17 protein-coding genes and 1 tRNA gene are annotated in these 17,394 nt (G+C 68.7%); 8 read left to right on the top strand and 10 right to left on the bottom strand.

Translation table 11 applies throughout. The features are described from left to right. Positions 1-101 precede the first annotated feature (101 nt). The 4 genes from AC0699_RS12180 to pknB all read left to right on the top strand — a co-directional run bounded on the left by AC0699_RS12180 (position 102) and on the right by pknB (position 6,650). On the top strand, positions 102-1,601 hold the full coding sequence (locus tag AC0699_RS12180; RefSeq protein ID WP_478658871.1) for a Stp1/IreP family PP2C-type Ser/Thr phosphatase: 1,500 nt from the start codon (positions 102-104) through the stop codon (positions 1,599-1,601). Positions 1,602-1,628: 27 nt separating this feature from the next. Continuing rightward, a complete protein-coding gene (locus tag AC0699_RS12175; RefSeq protein ID WP_478658869.1) occupies positions 1,629-3,038 on the top strand; it encodes an FtsW/RodA/SpoVE family cell cycle protein in 1,410 nt (469 codons plus the stop codon). Further along, entirely contained in the window at positions 3,035-4,492 is a 1,458-nt protein-coding gene (locus tag AC0699_RS12170; protein ID WP_478658867.1) for a peptidoglycan D,D-transpeptidase FtsI family protein, read from the top strand. Before AC0699_RS12175 ends, AC0699_RS12170 begins: the two co-directional genes overlap by 4 nt. Positions 4,493-4,673: 181 nt before the next feature. Beyond that, entirely contained in the window at positions 4,674-6,650 is a 1,977-nt protein-coding gene (gene pknB / locus AC0699_RS12165; RefSeq protein ID WP_478658865.1) for a Stk1 family PASTA domain-containing Ser/Thr kinase, read from the top strand. 233 nt (positions 6,651-6,883) lie between these two features. On the opposite strand, the gene AC0699_RS12160 is transcribed toward pknB, so the two are convergent. Genes AC0699_RS12160 through AC0699_RS12135 form a run of 6 tightly spaced genes read right to left on the bottom strand, consistent with a single transcriptional unit; the run spans position 6,884 to position 11,095 of the window. Further along, entirely contained in the window at positions 6,884-7,558 is a 675-nt protein-coding gene (locus AC0699_RS12160) for a class E sortase (RefSeq protein WP_478658863.1), read from the bottom strand. A gap of 59 nt (positions 7,559-7,617) precedes the next feature. After that, on the bottom strand, positions 7,618-8,742 hold the full coding sequence (locus tag AC0699_RS12155; RefSeq protein ID WP_478658861.1) for a class E sortase: 1,125 nt from the start codon (positions 8,740-8,742) through the stop codon (positions 7,618-7,620). After that, entirely contained in the window at positions 8,739-9,377 is a 639-nt protein-coding gene (locus AC0699_RS12150; protein ID WP_453667916.1) for an aminodeoxychorismate/anthranilate synthase component II, read from the bottom strand. Before AC0699_RS12150 ends, AC0699_RS12155 begins: the two co-directional genes overlap by 4 nt. Continuing rightward, a complete protein-coding gene (locus AC0699_RS12145; RefSeq protein ID WP_469768177.1) occupies positions 9,374-9,535 on the bottom strand; it encodes a hypothetical protein in 162 nt (53 codons plus the stop codon). Before AC0699_RS12145 ends, AC0699_RS12150 begins: the two co-directional genes overlap by 4 nt. A 56-nt stretch (positions 9,536-9,591) precedes the next feature. Beyond that, entirely contained in the window at positions 9,592-10,308 is a 717-nt protein-coding gene (locus tag AC0699_RS12140) for a class E sortase (RefSeq protein WP_478658856.1), read from the bottom strand. 19 nt (positions 10,309-10,327) lie between these two features. Further along, positions 10,328-11,095, bottom strand: a complete 768-nt coding sequence (locus tag AC0699_RS12135; protein WP_478658853.1) for a DUF881 domain-containing protein — start codon at positions 11,093-11,095, stop codon at positions 10,328-10,330. Between the two features lie 142 nt (positions 11,096-11,237). Between AC0699_RS12135 and crgA the strand changes: the two genes are divergently transcribed. Then, positions 11,238-11,492 (top strand): cell division protein CrgA, encoded by a 255-nt coding sequence (crgA, locus tag AC0699_RS12130; RefSeq protein WP_478658850.1) that lies wholly within the window; start codon positions 11,238-11,240, stop codon positions 11,490-11,492. Between the two features lie 264 nt (positions 11,493-11,756). Here crgA and AC0699_RS12125 read toward each other — a convergent pair whose 3' ends face one another. Both AC0699_RS12125 and AC0699_RS12120 read right to left on the bottom strand, forming a co-directional pair. Further along, a complete protein-coding gene (locus tag AC0699_RS12125) occupies positions 11,757-12,656 on the bottom strand; it encodes a rhomboid family intramembrane serine protease (protein WP_478658847.1) in 900 nt (299 codons plus the stop codon). A 112-nt stretch (positions 12,657-12,768) separates the two neighbouring features. Next, complete coding sequence (locus tag AC0699_RS12120; RefSeq protein ID WP_453667550.1) at positions 12,769-13,302, bottom strand: peptidylprolyl isomerase; 534 nt, start codon at positions 13,300-13,302, stop codon at positions 12,769-12,771. Positions 13,303-13,509: 207 nt separating this feature from the next. Here AC0699_RS12120 and AC0699_RS12115 point away from each other — a divergent pair, with 207 nt between their 5' ends. Next, positions 13,510-14,205: a DUF5324 family protein gene (locus AC0699_RS12115; protein WP_478658844.1), complete on the top strand. Its 696-nt coding sequence runs from the start codon at positions 13,510-13,512 to the stop codon at positions 14,203-14,205. Positions 14,206-14,248: 43 nt separating this feature from the next. Here AC0699_RS12115 and AC0699_RS12110 read toward each other — a convergent pair whose 3' ends face one another. Further along, a complete protein-coding gene (locus tag AC0699_RS12110) occupies positions 14,249-14,716 on the bottom strand; it encodes a DUF6344 domain-containing protein (protein WP_478658841.1) in 468 nt (155 codons plus the stop codon). Positions 14,717-15,210: 494 nt separating this feature from the next. On the opposite strand from AC0699_RS12110, the gene AC0699_RS12105 reads away from it, so the two are divergent. Then, positions 15,211-16,290 (top strand): NAD(P)/FAD-dependent oxidoreductase, encoded by a 1,080-nt coding sequence (locus AC0699_RS12105; protein WP_478658839.1) that lies wholly within the window; start codon positions 15,211-15,213, stop codon positions 16,288-16,290. A 305-nt stretch (positions 16,291-16,595) separates the two neighbouring features. On the opposite strand, the gene AC0699_RS12100 is transcribed toward AC0699_RS12105, so the two are convergent. Further along, a tRNA-Ala gene (locus AC0699_RS12100) sits at positions 16,596-16,668 on the bottom strand. A 140-nt stretch (positions 16,669-16,808) separates the two neighbouring features. Here AC0699_RS12100 and AC0699_RS12095 point away from each other — a divergent pair. Beyond that, entirely contained in the window at positions 16,809-17,357 is a 549-nt protein-coding gene (locus tag AC0699_RS12095) for a helix-turn-helix domain-containing protein (protein ID WP_469768171.1), read from the top strand. Positions 17,358-17,394 lie beyond the last annotated feature (37 nt).

Here is a 17,394-nt window from a genome sequence, read left to right as displayed (position 1 = left end):
GCGGCGGTCCCGGCAGTGGGCCGGGGCAGGCGGCTCCCGACCGGAGGGTGGGCAGTGTGGCTCGAGACCGGCTGTACCCCGATCCGACGGGCGAGGTGCGCATGAGTCTGTCACTGCGCTTCGCCGCCGGATCGCACAAAGGCATGATCCGGGAAGGCAACGAGGACTCCGGCTACGCCGGCCCGCGCCTTCTCGCGATCGCCGACGGCATGGGCGGCCAGGCCGCCGGTGAGGTCGCCTCCTCCGAGGTCATCTCCACGCTGGTCCAGCTCGACGACGACGTCCCTGGCTCGGACATCCTCACCTCGCTCGGTACGGCCGTACAGCGGGCCAACGACCAGCTGCGTGTGATGGTCGAGGAGGACCCCCAGCTCGAAGGCATGGGGACCACCCTCACCGCGCTGCTCTGGACCGGCCAGCGGCTCGGCCTCGTCCACGTCGGGGACTCCCGCGCGTATCTGCTCCGTGACGGCGTGCTCACGCAGATCACCCAGGACCACACCTGGGTGCAGCGGCTCGTCGACGAGGGCCGGATCACGGAGGAAGAGGCCACCACCCATCCGCAGCGCTCCCTGCTGATGCGCGCGCTGGGCAGCGGCGACCACGTCGAGCCCGATCTCTCCATCCGCGAGGTCCGGGCCGGTGACCGTTATCTGATCTGCTCCGACGGACTGTCCGGCGTCGTCTCGCACCAGACGATGGAGGACACCCTCGCCAGCTACCAGGGTCCGCAGGAGACCGTGCAGGAGCTGATCCAGCTCGCGTTGCGCGGCGGCGGCCCCGACAACATCACCTGCATCGTCGCGGACGTCCTCGACACCGACTCCAACGACACCCTGGCCGGGCAGCTGAGCGACACCCCGGTCGTCGTCGGCGCGGTCGCCGAGAACCAGGCCCAGCTGAACGACGGCGGAGCCATGCAGACCCCCGCGGGGCGCGCGGCCGGCCTCGGCCGCCCCACCCCGCCGCCCCCGGGCGGCGGCTTCGGCCCGCCCGGCAGTGGCGACGAGGTGGGCTACGGCGGCATGCCGCCGGGGGGCAGCTTCGGGGCGTACACGGACGAGGACTTCGTCAAGCCGCGCTCCGGCCGGAAGTGGCTGAAGAGATCCTTCTACATCGGGCTCGCGCTCGCTGTGGTCGGCGGCGGTCTGTACGGCGCATACCGCTGGACGCAGACCCAGTACTACGTCGGCGTCAACGACAGCCACGTCGCGCTGTACCGGGGCATCAGCCAGGACCTGCCCGGGGTCTCGCTCTCGAAGGTCGAGCAGGACCACCCCGAGATCGAACTCAAGTACCTGGCGCCTTACCAGCAGAAGCAGGTCAAGGACACGATCCCCCGAAGCAGCCTCGGCGACGCCCGCAAGAAGATCCAGGAGCTCGCCGATCAGGCCGCGGTCTGCAAGAAGGAGGAGCAGCGCAGCGCCGCCGTGGACCGCGCGCCCAGCGCGCCGCCCGGAGAGGGCCAGGCCGGCGGCACGACCGGCACGAAGCCCTCCACCCAGTCCGCCCAGACCAAGCCGACCGCAGCTACTCCCTCTCCGGGCCCCACCCTCTCGGAGGAGGAAAAGAAGCTGGCCTCGAACTGCGGCCAGCAGTAAGCACCCGTAGGGGGGCCTTTCTCCACCATGAGCGTTGTCACCAACACGACCACCATCGGCGCGATCGAACTGCCGAGCCGCCGCAACACCGAGCTGGCGCTGCTCGTGTTCGCCGTCGTCATTCCGGTGTTCGCGTACGCCAATGTGGGCCTCGCGCTCACCGGCAGCGTGCCCACCGGCATGATCGGATACGGTCTCGGCCTCGGGCTGCTGGCGGGCGTGGCCCATCTCGTGGTGCGCAAGTTCGCCAAGTACGCCGATCCACTGCTGCTGCCGCTTGCGACCCTGCTCAACGGGCTCGGCCTGGTGCTCATCTGGCGCCTCGACCAGTCGCCGCGGCTGATCGCCCGTGCCGAGCGCGCCTTCGGCGGTTTCAGCCCCGACGCCCCCAAGCAGCTGCTGTACTCGGCGATCGGCATCGCGCTCTTCGTGGCCGTACTGCTGCTGCTCAAGGACCACCGGATCCTGCAGCGCTACACGTACATCTCCATGGCGGCCGCTCTGGTCCTGCTGATCCTGCCGATGTTCTTCCCCGCCCGGAACGGCGCGAAGATCTGGATCAGCCTCGGCCCTCTCAACCTGCAGCCCGGTGAGTTCGCGAAGATCATCATCGCGATCTTCTTCTCGGGTTACCTCATGGTGAAGCGCGACGCCCTGGCCCTGGCCAGCCGCCGTTTCATGGGTCTCTACCTGCCGCGTGGCCGTGACCTCGGACCGATCCTGGTCGTCTGGGCCATGTCGATCCTGATCCTGGTCTTCGAGACCGACCTCGGCACGTCGCTGCTGTTCTTCGGCCTGTTCGTGATCATGCTGTACGTCGCCACCGAGCGGACGAGCTGGATCGTCTTCGGTCTGCTGATGTCCGCGGTCGGCGCGGTCAGCGTCGCGAGCTTCGAGCCGCACGTCCAGCAGCGTGTCCAGTTCTGGCTCGAGCCGTTCGCGGAGGAGACCTGGCGGCAGAGCGAGCAGATCGGCCAGGCCCTGATGTCCTTCGGCGCGGGCGGTGTGCTCGGCACCGGCCTCGGCCAGGGCAACTCCGACCTCATCGGCTTCGCCGCCAACTCCGACTTCATCTTCGCCACGGTCGGCGAGGAGTTCGGTCTGGCCGGAATGATGGCGTTCCTGCTCATCTACGGTCTGATCGTCGAGCGTGGCGTACGCACGGCGCTCGCCGCCCGTGACCCGTTCGGGAAGCTCCTCGCGATCGGCCTCTCCGGCGCTTTCGCCATCCAGGTCTTCGTCGTCGCCGGCGGAGTCATGGGCCTCATCCCGCTGACGGGCATGACGATGCCGTTCGTCGCGTACGGCGGTTCCTCCGTGCTCGCCAACTGGGCACTGATCGGGATTCTGATCCGTATCAGTGACACCGCGCGCCGGCCCGCGCCCGCACCTGCCCCGTCCCCCGACGCCGAGATGACCCAGGTGGTCCGCCCGTGAACAAGCCCCTGCGCCGGATCGCGATCTTCTGCGGGCTCCTTGTCCTCGCCCTGCTGATCCGCACCAACTGGCTCCAGTACGTCCAGGCCGAGGATCTGAACACCAACGGCAAGAACCGCCGGATCCAGATCGAGCGGTACGCGGCGGAACGCGGCAACATCATCGTCGACGGCAAGCCCATCACCGGCTCCGTCGCGACGTCCGACACCGACTTCAAGTACAAGCGCACCTACATCGACGGCCCCATGTGGGCCCCCGTCACCGGCTACGCCTCGCAGGCCTACGACGCCAACCAGATCGAGAAGCTCGAGGACGGCATACTCACCGGCAACGACGACCGGCTCTTCTTCGACCGCACGATGGCGATGTTCACCGGCGACAAGAAGAAGGGCGGCAACGTCGTCACCACCCTGAACGGCAAGGCCCAGCGGGCCGCGTACAAGGGCCTCGGCGACAAGAAGGGCGCCGTCGCGGCCATCGACCCGCAGACCGGCAGGATCCTCGCGCTCGCGTCGACGCCGTCGTACGACCCCTCGACCTTCGCCGGCTACTCGGGCAAGGACGAGAAGGCCTGGCTGGCGCTGGAGAAGGACAAGGACAAGCCGAAGCTGAACCGCGCGCTGCGCGAGACCTACCCGCCCGGCTCCACGTTCAAGGTCGTCACCGCCGCCGCCGCTCTGGAGCACGGCGTGGTCTCGGACATCAACGCCGCGACGGACACGCCCGAGCCGTACATCATCCCGCTGTCGCGCAAGCCCATGGTCAACCACGCCGGCGGCTGCGAGAAGGCGAGCCTGAACAAGGCTCTGGAGGTCTCCTGCAACTCCGTCTTCGCGAACCTCGGTGACAAGGTCAGCCGGGACAAGATGGTGGAGACGGCCGAGAAGTTCGGATTCAACAACCCGGAGATCGACACGCCGGTCCGCGCCTCCGCCTCCGTCTACAACAAGAACATGGACCGCGGTGGCAACGCGCTCTCCTCGATCGGCCAGTTCGACACGGCCGCCACGCCGCTGCAGATGGCCATGGTCACCGCCGCGATCGCCAATGACGGCAAGCTGATGAAGCCGTACATGATCGACCAGCTCGAGGCCCCCAACCTCGACGTGCTGGAGAAGACCGAGCCCGAGGAGATGAGCCGCCCGATCTCCGAGAAGAACGCGCAGCTCCTCCAGGAGATGATGGAGAACGTCGTCGAGAACGGCACTGGCGGTAACGCGAAGATCGACGGTGTGACGGTCGGCGGCAAGACGGGTACCGCCCAGCACGGTGTGGGAAACAGCAAGCGCCCGTACGCCTGGTTCATCTCGTACGCCAAGACCGACAGCGGCTCGCCGGTCGCGGTCGCCGTGGTGGTCGAGGACTCCAGCGGCACCGCCCGTGACGACATCAGCGGTGGCGGTCTCGCCGCACCGATCGCCAAGCAGGTGATGGAGGCTGTAATCGGCAAGTGACGAGGGTCACTGTCCTGGCCTCGTCCCGCCTCATAACCGCACAATGCGATACCGGTCGCATATCAGGTCCCGGCCTTGGGCGGATGCGGTGCTGCCTGCCCGGTAGCGTATGCGCGAACAGCACACCGCCGGAGCACACACACGGGTGCGGTCGGGACTGACGGAGAGGGCTGGAACAGTTATGGAAGAGCCGCGTCGCCTCGGCGGCCGGTACGAGCTGGGCTCGGTGCTCGGCCGTGGTGGCATGGCAGAGGTCTACCTCGCCCACGACACCCGGCTCGGCCGCACCGTCGCCGTGAAGACGCTGCGGGCCGATCTCGCCCGCGACCCGTCCTTCCAGGCCCGGTTCCGCCGTGAGGCCCAGTCGGCCGCCTCGCTGAATCACCCTGCGATCGTCGCCGTGTACGACACCGGCGAGGACTACGTAGAGGGCGTCTCCATCCCGTACATCGTGATGGAGTACGTCGACGGCTCGACACTCAGAGAGCTCCTGCACTCCGGGCGCAAGCTGCTGCCCGAGCGCACGCTGGAGATGACCATCGGCATCCTCCAGGCCCTCGAGTACTCGCACCGCAACGGCATCGTCCACCGCGACATCAAGCCGGCGAACGTCATGCTGACGCGTACCGGCCAGGTCAAGGTCATGGACTTCGGCATCGCGCGCGCCATGGGCGACGCGGGCATGACCATGACGCAGACCGCGGCCGTGATCGGCACCGCCCAGTACCTCTCCCCGGAGCAGGCCAAGGGTGAGCAGGTCGACGCGCGCTCCGACCTCTACTCCACCGGCTGCCTGCTGTACGAGCTGCTGACGGTCCGGCCGCCGTTCGTCGGGGACTCCCCGGTCGCGGTCGCCTACCAGCACGTACGGGAAGAGCCTCAGCCGCCCAGCAACTTCGACCCCGAGATCACGCCCGAGATGGACGCGATCGTACTGAAGGCGCTGGTCAAGGACCCCGACTACCGCTACCAGTCCGCCGACGAGATGCGGGCCGACATCGAGGCCTGCCTCGACGGCCAGCCGGTCGCGGCGACGGCGGCGATGGGCGCGGTCGGCTACGGCGGGTACGGTGCGCAGCACGGTGACGACCGGCCGACGACGGCGCTGCGCCCGACCGACCCGGCGGGCCAGACGTCGATGCTGCCGCCCATGAGCCCGGACGACGGCGGATACGGCTACGACGACCGCCCTGACCGCCGGCGCCAGAAGAAGTCGAACACGTCGACGATCCTGCTGGTGCTCGCGGGCATCCTCGTTCTGGTCGGCGCGATCCTCATCGGCAAGTCGGTCTTCGGCGGAGGCGGCGGCGGCACCGGCAAGATCGACGTGCCACAGCTCGTCGGAAAGCCGTTTGATGAAGCCCAGCAGCTGGGGACCAACGTGAACGTCAAGGTCGTCCAGTCCGGGACCGCCCGCTGCGACCAGCCGAAGAACAGCGTCTGCAGCCAGACGCCGGCGAGCGGCAAGATGGAAGAGGGCGACACCATCCAGGTCGTCGTCTCGCAGGGCGCGCCGCTGGTCGAGGTGCCGGACGTCACGGAGAAGTCCGAGGAAAACGCGACGAAGCAGCTGAGGAACAAGGGCTTCAAGGTCGAGACCGAATCGGTCGACTCCGACCAGGAGGCCGGCACGGTCGTCTCGCAGGATCCCCCGGGGAACTCCAAGGCGGAGAAGGGCATCACCGTCACCCTGAAGATCGCCAAGCAGTCCACGAAGCCCGTGCCGGACGTGGTGGGCCAGCAGTTCGACCCCGCCAACCAGCAGCTGACGACGCTCGGATACACGGTCGTGCGGCAGGACGTCGACTCGGATCAGCCGTTGGGCCAGGTCATCGCCCAGGACCCGACAGCGGGATCCAAGGAACCCAAGGGCACTACGGTCACACTGCAGGTCTCCAAGGGCCCGCAGACGCCGCAGAGCCAGGTGCCGGAAGTACGGGGCAGGACCCTGGGCGAGGCCAAGGCGCTGCTTCAGCAGGCCGGCTACTCCAACATCCAGGTGCAGGGCGACTCGAACGACAACGCCAAGGTGATCCAGCAGAACCCGGCTCCGGGCACCCAGGCGGACCCGGCCACCACCCCGATCCAGCTGTTCACCATCAGCGGCGACCAGGGGAACAACGGTGGCGGCGGCTTCTTCAGCGGACGCGACGGTTAGCCGACGGACGTCCGGGCACCCTGCCCGGCCCGACGACGGCCCCGTAGGCCCTGGAGGCCCGTAACGGACAGCGAGAGGCCCCGGCACCCACTCAGGGGCCCGGGGCCTCTCGCTGTCCGCTCCCGTACGCGTGCGGCCGGCGCTACTTCTCAGACACGCCCAGGGACTGTCCTGGGGTCTGTCCTAGGTCTTGCCCTGGGTCTTGCCCTGGGTCTGTCCCAGGGCGTCCGGCCCTAGCTCAGCTCCGCCGGCGGCGTACGGTCCTTGTCGACCTTCTCCGTGCGCTCCAGCTCGCCCCACACGATGTACCGGTAGTCCGAGGTGTACACGGGCGTGCAGGTCGTCAGGGTGATGTAGCGGCCGGGCTTGGTCGTACCCGACTCCTTCGGGACCGGCTGGAGGACGTCGACGTTGTACTTGGACGTCTCCTTGAGGTCCTTGTAGACCTTGTAGATGTACCAGGTGTCCTTGGTCTCGAAGATGATCGAGTCCCCGGTCTTGACCTTGTGGATGTTGTGGAACTTCGCGCCGTGGCCGTCGCGGTGCGCGGCCAGCGTGAAATTGCCCTGCTTGTCGGACGGGAGGGCCGACTTGATGGGGTCGGTGTAGTAGCCGGCGACACCGCGGTTGAGGGTGTCCGGGTCGGTGCCCTTCTTGACCAGGACCTCACCGTTGTTCATGGCGGGCACATGGAGGAAGCCGATGCCGTCCTTGGTGTCCAGCGCGCCGGGACCGCCCGCCCAGCGGTCGCGTACGCGGTTGCCGTCCTTGGAGGCCTCGCGGTCGGCGAGGACGTTCGTCCACCACAGCGAGTAGACGACGAACAGGGCCAGCACCAGCCCTGCGGTGATCAGCAGCTCGCCGAAGACACTGATGACGCCGGCGATCCGGCTGCGCGCACGTGCCACTGCACCTGTCCCTGTCCCTGTTTTCCGTTTTTTCCGTCGTCCTGAAGTACGGTCGTCCGTCAGCCGACGAGCGCGTCCGGCTTGCCCTTGCTGCGCGGCCGTTCGTCGACCATCTTGCCCCACACGATCATTCGATACGTACTCGTGAATTCGGGTGTGCAAGTGGTCAGTGTGATGTAGCGGCCCGGCTTGGTGAATCCTGAGCCGGACGGTACGGGCCCGATCACCCCGACGTTCGACGGCGACGTCTGCGGCAGGATGGCCGCCATCTCGTACGTGAAGTAGGCGTCCTGCGTCTCGACGACGATCGGATCGCCGGGAGTGAGCTGGTTGATGTAGCGGAACGGTTCGCCGTGGGTGTTGCGGTGGCCGGCGACCGCGAAGTTGCCCTGCTTGTCCTCGGGCATCGCGGTCTTGAGCTTGCCCTCGCCGTAGTGGCCGACCATGCCCCGGTCCAGCACCGCGTGCTTGTTGATGCCCTCGGCGATCGGGACGACCACGTCGAGCTTGGGGATGTGCATGATGGCGAAGCCCTGGCCCGGCTCGAAGGCACCCGGCGCGCGGCCCTTCGCCCAGCCGTCCTGGATCTTGTTCGCCTCGGCGTTGGCCTCCTGCCCGGCGCGGATGTTGGTCCACCACAGCTGGTACGTGACGAACAGCAGCATCAGCACGCCGATGCTGATGAAGAGCTCACCGAAGGCGCGGCTGGCGATGACGGCCGGGCTGTCCTTGGCCGCGCGGGCGGCCCGGCGGGCTTCGACCCGGGACAGCGGGGTGCCGCCCCCCGGCGGCTGCGGCGTCGTCGTGGGCGCGGCGCGGCGCCTGCCGCGGGCCTTGGCGGCCCTGCGGCGCTCCGCGCGGCCCCCGGTGGGCTGATCGGGCGCCGCGCTCGCGGCACGGTGGGTGCCGGAGGTCCGCAGCGCGACGGTCTCGTCGTCGGGCACGGGGTCCGGTACGTGGTCCGGTACGGCAAAGGCATCCGTTACGGAATGCGCGGGCTCCGGTACGGGATACGCGTACTCCGGTGCAGGTTCCGGCGCGGGTTCAGGTATGTACGGGGGCTGCGCCTGCTGCCCGTACCAGTCCTGCTGATAGCCCTCGGGGTCGTACCACTCCTGCGGCTCCCGGGGCTGCTCGGGGACATCCCCGGCCCGGAACCACGGCGATCCCCCCTCGCCGCTCACGCCAGAGCCTTGCCCACCACCGGCGCGAGCCCTGCCGAACGGCCCACCGCGCCCGTGTCCCCGCACTGCTCAAGCCAGTTGGCGAGCATCAGATGACCGTGCTCCGTGAGCACCGACTCGGGGTGGAACTGCACACCCTCCACGGCCAGTTCACGGTGGCGCAGCCCCATGATGATGCCGTCCTCCGTACGCGCCGTGACCTCCAGCTCGTCCGGGACCGTCGCCGGCTCGGCGGCCAGCGAGTGATAGCGGGTCGCGGTGAAGGGGGAGGGCAGCCCTGCGAAGACGCCCTTGCCCTCGTGCAGCACGAGGGAGGTCTTGCCGTGGAGCAGCTCCGGCGCACGGTCGACCACGCCGCCGTACGCCACCGCCATCGACTGCATGCCGAGGCAGACGCCGAAGACGGGCACCCCGGTCGCGGCGCAGTGGCGGACCATCTCGATGCACACCCCTGCCTGTTCCGGCGCGCCGGGGCCGGGCGACAGGAGGACTCCGTCGAAGCCGTCCTGCGCATGCGAGGTGGACACCTCGTCGTTGCGCACGACTTCGCACTCCGCGCCCAGCTGGTACAGGTACTGGACGAGGTTGAAGACGAAGCTGTCGTAGTTGTCGACGACGAGAATGCGCGCGCTCACTGGCCGTCCACCGTCACATCGTTGAACGGAAGCAGCGGCTCCGCCCAGGGGAAGACGTACTGGAACAGCACATAGACGACCGCGAGGATCAGCACGAGCGAGATGAACGCCCGCACCCATGCGTTGCCCGGCAGATGCCGCCAGATCCAGCCGTACATGCTGTGCCTTTCCGTTCGGTACGGGACCAGACTAAAGGGCGCGAGGGGCCCGTGGGTCAGCTGTGGAAAGCTTCCGGCTTGCCTTCCGTCACAGGCTGGGTGGCGTCCAGATGCGCCCAGGCGATAAGCCGGTGGCTGCTGCCCCACTCCGGATCACAGGTGGTCAGCGTCAGATAGCGGCCCGCTCCTTCGAAGCCGGACCGGCCCGGGACGGGGTCGATGACGGCGACATCGCTCGGGACCGTCCGGTACGGCTTGTTCCGGATCCGGTACGTGAACCACGTCGTCCCGTCCGTCAGGATCACCGCGTCACCCGGCCGTAGCTCCGGGAAGTCCTTGAACGGGTCCCCGTACGTACGCCGGTGGCCGGCCACCGAGAAGTTCCCGGTATCGCCGAGCCGGGCGGTGGCGGCGTAGTGCCCGAGTCCCTTCTTCAGTGTCCCGGCCGACGTGCCCTCCAGCACCGGCCAGTCCCAGCTCGCGCCGAAGCGGGGGATGTACATGACGGCGAAGGGCTTTCCGTCCTCGTACGCCTTCGGGGCCGGGGCGGGAACGGGGGCAGGGGGCGCCGGAGATGCCTGAGGTTCCGGAGATGCCGGTGACGCGACCGGAAGCCGGGTCCACTCCTCCTGGAGCCTGACGATCTCCCCGTCCGTCGCGCCCTCGGCCTTCACGCCGGTCCAGAACAGCACGTACACCACGAACAGCACGATCACGGTGCCGGTGGTGATGCATATCTCGCTGAACGTCCTGACGATCAGTCGCACCGACACCGGCCGGCCTCCCCGGGGGCTACTGCACGGGCTTCGCGTAGTGGAGATCCACTGTGCCCGAGTAGCCGGGGAGAGTCACCGCCTCGTGCTCGTCGACTTTCCAGCCCAGCCCGTACGCCGTCACGTACAGCTGGTAGTTCTGGATCGCCGGGGAGGCGGTCAGCGCGCGCTGGAGATCGCCCGGGTCGCCGACGGCCGTCACCTTGTACGGCGGCGAGTAGACGCGGCCCTGGAGGATCAGCGTGTTGCCGACGCAGCGCACGGCGCTGGTGGAGATCAGGCGCTGGTCCATGACCTGGATGCCCTGCGCACCGCCCTGCCAGAGGGCGTTGACCACGGCCTGCAGATCCTGCTGGTGGATGACCAGGTCGTTGGCCTGCGGCTCCGGGTAGCCAGGGGCCGCCTGGGCGTTCGGGGGAGCATCATTGAGGGTGACCGTGACGGCCTGACCGCTGAGCTTCTTGGTCCCCGCGGCCTCCTCCAGCGCCTGGAGCTTCGCGTCCTCGGCCTTGGTGGAGCCGTCGTCGCGGCTGGCGAGGGCGTCGACGTCCTTGCGGACCGCCGCCGTGGACTCGTCGAGTCCGGCGTTCTTGTCGCTGCGCTGCTGGATCAGATCGGAGAGCTTCAGCAGCGAGTCGTCGGTGCGGAGGTTGGTGCCCTTGGCCGTGATGAAGCTGGTGACGAAGATCAGTCCGGCGAGTGCGAAAACGGCAGCGGTCAGCAGCCGGACCGGCCGCCAGGCGATGCGGCGGACCGGCCCACCGGGGGAGTCGGCGGAATTGCTCAACGTACCCTTACCCTTCAGGCGCCGCGGAAGGACTACGCTAACGGACGCCCGGGGGGAGCCCTTGGTCCCCCTCGCTCCCGTACCCGGCGCCAGTCACAGTTTCCCTGCGCGGCCACGCAGCGCATCGACAGGAGAGTCCCTCGTGCCGAAGTCACGTATCCGCAAGAAGGCCGACTTCACGCCGCCGGCCACGAAGCAGGCGACCAACATCAAGCTGACCAGTCGCAGCTGGGTCGCTCCCGTGATGCTGGCTCTGTTCCTGATCGGACTGGCCTGGATCGTCGTCTTCTACGTCACCGACGGCCGCCTGCCCATCGAGTCGCTCGGCAACTGGAACATCGTGGTGGGCTTCGGCTTCATCGCAGGCGGCTTCGCCGTGTCCACACAGTGGAAGTAGCGCCGGCATAGCGGCTGTCAAGCTCTGCCCCGAGTTATCCACAGCGTCGTCCACAGAGTGAGGAAAAGGTCAGACGATCTGTGGATAACTCAGCGGACGTTGACGCCGGTGTGACTGTTGCGGCCGTTGCAGCAACGGCCGCCGACCCTGTCCGCCCCTTGTCTCTCCTGGGAAAACCCAGGTCAGGGATGAGGGGCGCAGTCGTTCACACAGGATGCACAAGATCCGGCACACTCTGTGGACAACTTTGGGGAAAGCTCATGCTCAGGTGAGCGACTGCGTCCTCACGACCACGGTCACGATGATCACCAGCAGTACGAGTGCACAGGTCCCGTACTGCACCAGAGCCCGTCGCTCGCGCGGCGCGTGCACCATGCCGAAGGCGATGGCGGTACCGGCGATGAGCCCGCCGATGTGGGCCTGCCAGGAGATCCCGCTCCAGGTGAAGGTGAAGAGCACGTTCAGCGCGAGAAGCGCGATCACCGGGCGCATGTCGTAGTTGAGCCGGCGCATCAGCACGGCGGTGGCACCGAGCAGACCCCAGACCGCGCCGGAAGCACCCAGCGTCCCCTGCGTCGGATCCTCGAGGAGGTAGACGAACGCACTGCCCGCCAGGCCGGAGAGCAGATAGAGCGCCAGATAGCGCGCCCGGCCGAGCGCCGCCTCCAGCGGCCCGCCCAGCCACCACAGCCCCAGCATGTTGAAGGCGATGTGCCAGATCTCCTGGTGCAGGAACATCGAGGTGAGGAGCCGGTACCACTGTCCGTCGGCGACGCCGTCGGACACGAGGTACGGCGGCGCGGGCCAGGCTCCGACCAGGACCAGCTCGCCGACCACCCGCTCCCGGTCGACGAGGACCGCCACGAACACCGCGAGATTGAGACCGATCAGGATCTTGGTCACCAGATGCGGGTCACCGGCCGCGATCGAGCCGCCCGCGATCGTACGGGGCCGGTTGGCGGTCGGCGCGTGGCCCGTCCCCGACCCCGTGCGGACGCACTCCGGGCACTGGAAGCCCACCGAGGCGTCGACCATGCAGTCCGGGCAGATCGGCCGCTCGCAGCGGGTACAGCTGATACCCGTCTCCCGGCCCGGGTGGCGGTAGCAGCTCGGCAGTCCGTCCGCCGCGCGAGGCTGGTCCGGGCTTCCTGGCGCCTGATCCATGGGGTCCCCTCGTCCGATGCGCGGCGCTTCTGCGTTCGTACACGTTTCGTACGCAGTCCGCCGCCCCGCTCGTCATACGGCCGAGCGGGGCGGAATGGTTCCCGTACGGGTCTCAGGCCTCGCGGGTCTCGACCACGACGGACTCGATCACCACGTCGTTCAGCGGGCGGTCGGTGCGCGGGTTGGTCTGCGCGGTCGCGATGGCGTCCACGACCTTCTTGCTGGCCTCGTCGGCGACCTCACCGAAGATGGTGTGCTTGCGGGTCAGCCAGGCGGTGGGGGCCACGGTGATGAAGAACTGCGAGCCGTTGGTGCCCGGGCCGGCGTTGGCCATGGCCAGCAGGTACGGCTTGTCGAAGGCCAGGTCCGGGTGGAACTCGTCCGCGAACTCGTATCCCGGGCCGCCCGTGCCGTTGCCCAGCGGGTCGCCGCCCTGGATCATGAAGCCGCTGATCACCCGGTGGAAGACCGTGCCGTCGTACAGCTTGTCGGTGGACTTCTTGCCGGTCGCCGGGTGCGTCCACTCGCGCTCGCCCTTCGCGAGCTCCACAAAGTTCTTGACCGTCTTCGGCGCGTGGTTCGGCAGGAGCCGGATGTCGATGTCGCCGTGGTTGGTCTTCAGGGTGGCGTAAAGCTGCTCGGCCACGATCTGCCTTCCGTAAGTCTTCTCTGACGTCTACCGATCCTCGCACGGAAGAGCCGTCGACGAAGAAAATGACCCGGATGCCCGTCCCGCATGCCGAGCCCGGGCTCAGCAGGCATGATTTCCGAAAGGGCGGAAAGGCGCACGGTGCCTTACCTGGGTCGACAACACCCCAGACCCCCGCGAACGCCACCGAGGAGGAGGATCCCCGTGACCCGCATGGACAGCGTGCGCGCCGCGACCGGTACGGCGAAGGACAGCGTGCTGCACGCCGCGGAAGTGGTGGCGCCCTACGCCGGCACGGCCAAGGACCAAGCCGCGCTCTACGCGCACCAGGCTCGCGTGCGCGTCGCGCCCAAGGTGACGCGAGCCGCGCATCAGGCGCGCCGTCAGGCTCGTACCCAGTACAAGGCCTACGTCGCACCGCATGTGCCGCCGAAGGTGGACGACGCGGCTCACCGGGCCGCCGTCATGACCCGGAACGCCGCACGTCAGGCAGCGGACTACACCACGCCGCGCATCGAGCAGGCCGTGGCGGTCGCTCAGCCCGTGGGGCAGGAGGCCGTGGCCCGATCCGCTGCTGCCCTGGCCGCGCTGCGCGGTCAGGTTTCGGCGAAGGACATCAAGAAGCTTGCGAAGAAGAACGAGCGGCGGGCCAGGTGCGGTCGCGCCGTGAAGGGCGCGGCCATTCTCGGTGTCGTGGCCGTGGGGCTGTTCGCCGCGTGGAAGTGGTGGGACAAGCAGGCCAACCCGGACTGGCTGGTCGAGCCTCCCGCTCCCACCGAGGTCTCGGACCGCTCACTGTCGTCGGTCGACGGGAGCGACGGGAGTGGTGAGTCGGTGCTGGACCCGGAGGTTCAGGCGAAGCAGGCGGAGGCCGGTTCGGACCGCGAGGACCGTCGCTGAGCGTCGCATCGGGCGCCGGGCGAGCCGAGAGCTTCCCGGCGCCTCATGCCGCGACGCGCTCGGCGTCGGTGACGGGCGAGGAGTCCTGAGCGGCCCACGAAGCCGACGACGCCAGCGCTGCCGACAGTCCGGAGTCGTTCTGGGCGGGCATGTGCCGTACCGCCGGTGAGGTGCCGTGCGCTTCCGCACCGATGCGCTGCTTGATCGTCGGCGGCAGGGACCGGTCACGCGGGCCTTTCGAACGGAACACCCCCTGCCACGGGCCGTACCCCACGTCCGCCGTCTCCCCACGCCCGTGCGCGGTGCGTCTTTGAGCTGAGCGCTCCGAAGCTGTGGGCTCCTGGGCCGAGCGCTCCTGAGCCGTGGGCTCCTGCCCGGCAGGCCCTTCCGGCTGCTGAGCCGAGGGCTGCTGAGCCGCCTTGGCGGAGGTCACGAATCCCAGCGAGGCGAGCAGGGTGACGAGCAGGGAGATGAAGGCGGTCCACAACGAGGTGACCTTGACGGCGGCCATGACCCCTCACTTTCGGATTGGGCGTTTTACATACCTTCCTCATGATGTGGACGCATCTTGGGATTCGTGGGATCTACGCCACGGGTCGGCAGTTCTTCCGATGAACACCACCCGTGTGGCGTAGGTGCGCATGCGCGCAGCCCAAAGGCGCTGTAGAGAAGCCCTTGGGAGCGCGGCCGGCCGGGCACGTGGTGACGGCACATCCGCCACCGCCCGTCGTCAACGCCGCCACCTGCGACGATGCGGGCATACACGAGGACGCTCAGCGTTGCCGGACACTCCGCTCCCGCGGTGCCGATGATGACGACGCGGGCGATTCCGCCGGTGAGGTGCTCCCCGACACTCCTCGACACTCCCGGACACGAACGCTTGCGGCGCATCCGCGCGCACCCACACGCCGTGCGGCACCCACTCCTTGCTGACTCCATGCTGACTCCTTGCTGAACCGGCAAAGAACGTTGCCGCCTTTCTCGTGCCGGTCGCAGGGTGTCGGTATGACTGAGATGAACGAGCGAGACATCGCCGATGTGGACGTTGTGGTGGTCGGGGGCGGCGCGGCCGGCCTGTCGGCTGCGCTGACTCTGGCCCGGGCCCGGCGTTCGGTGCTGGTGATCGACTCCGGGGAGCCCCGCAACGCTCCCGCCTCCGGGGTTCACGGGTACCTGTCCCGCGACGGCCTCGCGCCGGGCGAGCTGTTGCGGGCCGGCCGGGAGGAGGTCACCGGTTACGGCGGGCAGATCGTGTCGGACCTGGCCACCAGCGTCCGCCGGGCCGGCGAACACCTGGTCGTGGACACCGCGGGCGGCCGGAGCCACGGCGCGCGGCGTCTGCTGGTGACCACGGGCCTGATCGATGAGCTTCCTGACGTTCCCGGCGTGCGTGAGCGGTGGGGCCGTGACGTCCTGCACTGCCCCTACTGCCACGGCTGGGAGGTGCGCGACGCGCCGATCGGCGTGCTGGCGACCGGTCCGGGGGCGGTGCACCAGGCGCTGCTGTTCCGCCAGTGGTCGCCGGATGTGACCCTGTTCCGGCACACCGCGGGCGACCTGACCGACGAACAGTGGGAGCACCTGGCCGCCCGCGGTATCGCAGTGGTCGACGGCGAGGTGGTCGGTCTCGACATCGACGACGACCGGCTGTCCGGTGTACGGCTGGCTGCGGGTACGTGCGTGCCGGTGCGGGCTCTGGCCGTGGCGCCGCGTTTCGAAGCCCGAGGCGAGCTGCTCTCGGGTCTCGGCCTGACCAGCGTCGAACACCCCATGGGCGTGGGCAGTTACGTGGAGTCGGACGCGAGCGGGTTCACCGGTGTCGCAGGGGTGTGGGTGGCGGGCAATGTCACCGATCTCATGGCCGGCGTCGCGGTGGCCGCGGCCTCCGGAGTAACGGCCGCCTCGGCGGTCAACGCCGACCTGATGGCCGCCGATACCGCGGCGGCGGTGGCCCGACGCGCGTCAGCGCACACCCAAGAGGCATTCAGCCCGGCCGCGGAGGCCGCCACCTGTGAGCGGGTCCTCGGTGAACGCCGCCACGGTATCGAGACCGTGCTCGGCCGCGGACGCCGCTCGGGCGACTGACCCTCTTTCACGAGCCACGGCTCTCAGCAGCACCCTGGCCGGGTCGTGGCCGTGCGCCCGTACGCAGGGGTCGATGTCCATGACCGGTGGGGTTCCCACGGCCGCCACAACGCGTGCCCGGCGTCGACGGGCCCGGCCGGCTCCGGGACGAGCGGCGCCCGGGCGGCAGGCAGGCCCCGGGAATCCACGGGGGAGCAGGAGCCCCCACGCCGACAAATCGGACTTCTGAAGCCGCCAGTCGGCGGGGAAACGGGACAAAAGACCCCTCCAACCGCGCTTTCGCAGGTCAGAGGGGTCTGATCTTGTGGAGCCTAGGGGAGTCGAACCCCTGACATCTGCCATGCAAAGACAGCGCTCTACCAACTGAGCTAAGGCCCCGGAACGCAGACCAGAGTACCGGGTCACCCCCCCGATCTCGCAAAAGGATTGGGACTCCCGGTATCCGACCACTCTCCGTAAGATGCTCGTCGGGTTCGCAGCAGCGAAGCCACGTCAGGGGTAGCGATGGGGAGACGCACATGGATGCAGCACAGCAGGACGCCAGCGCAAGAGCCAGAGAGCTCCAGCGCAGCTGGTACGGGGAGCCGCTGGGGGCGCTCTTCCGTCGGCTCATAGACGATCTGGGCCTGAACCAGGCGCGGCTCGCGGCGGTGCTCGGGCTGTCGGCTCCGATGCTCTCCCAGCTGATGAGCGGCCAGCGCGCCAAGATCGGCAACCCGGCCGTCGTCCAGCGCGTCCAGGCCCTGCAGGAGCTGGCCGGGCAGGTCGCCGACGGCAGTGTCAGCGCCGCCGAGGCCACGGACCGCATGGACGAGATCAAGAAGTCGCAGGGCGGCTCGGTGCTCACCGGCACCGGCCAGACCGCGACCAGCTCGGGCGCGCCGACGGTACGCCGGGTGGTCCGCGAGATCCAGTCGCTGCTGCGGTCGGTCGCGGCGGCCGGCGACATCATCGATGCGGCGGACTCCCTCGCCCCGAGCCACCCGGAACTGGCAGAGTTCCTCCGGGTGTACGGCGCCGGACGCACCGCGGAGGCGGTCGCCCACTACGAGTCGCACCAGAGCTGAACGAAGCAGGACGCCGGAACAGGGAACTGGGAGCGGG

It is taken from the genome of Streptomyces sp. NPDC043870 (genome assembly GCF_056435785.1).
This window is presented reverse-complemented; position numbering and strand designations above follow the sequence as displayed.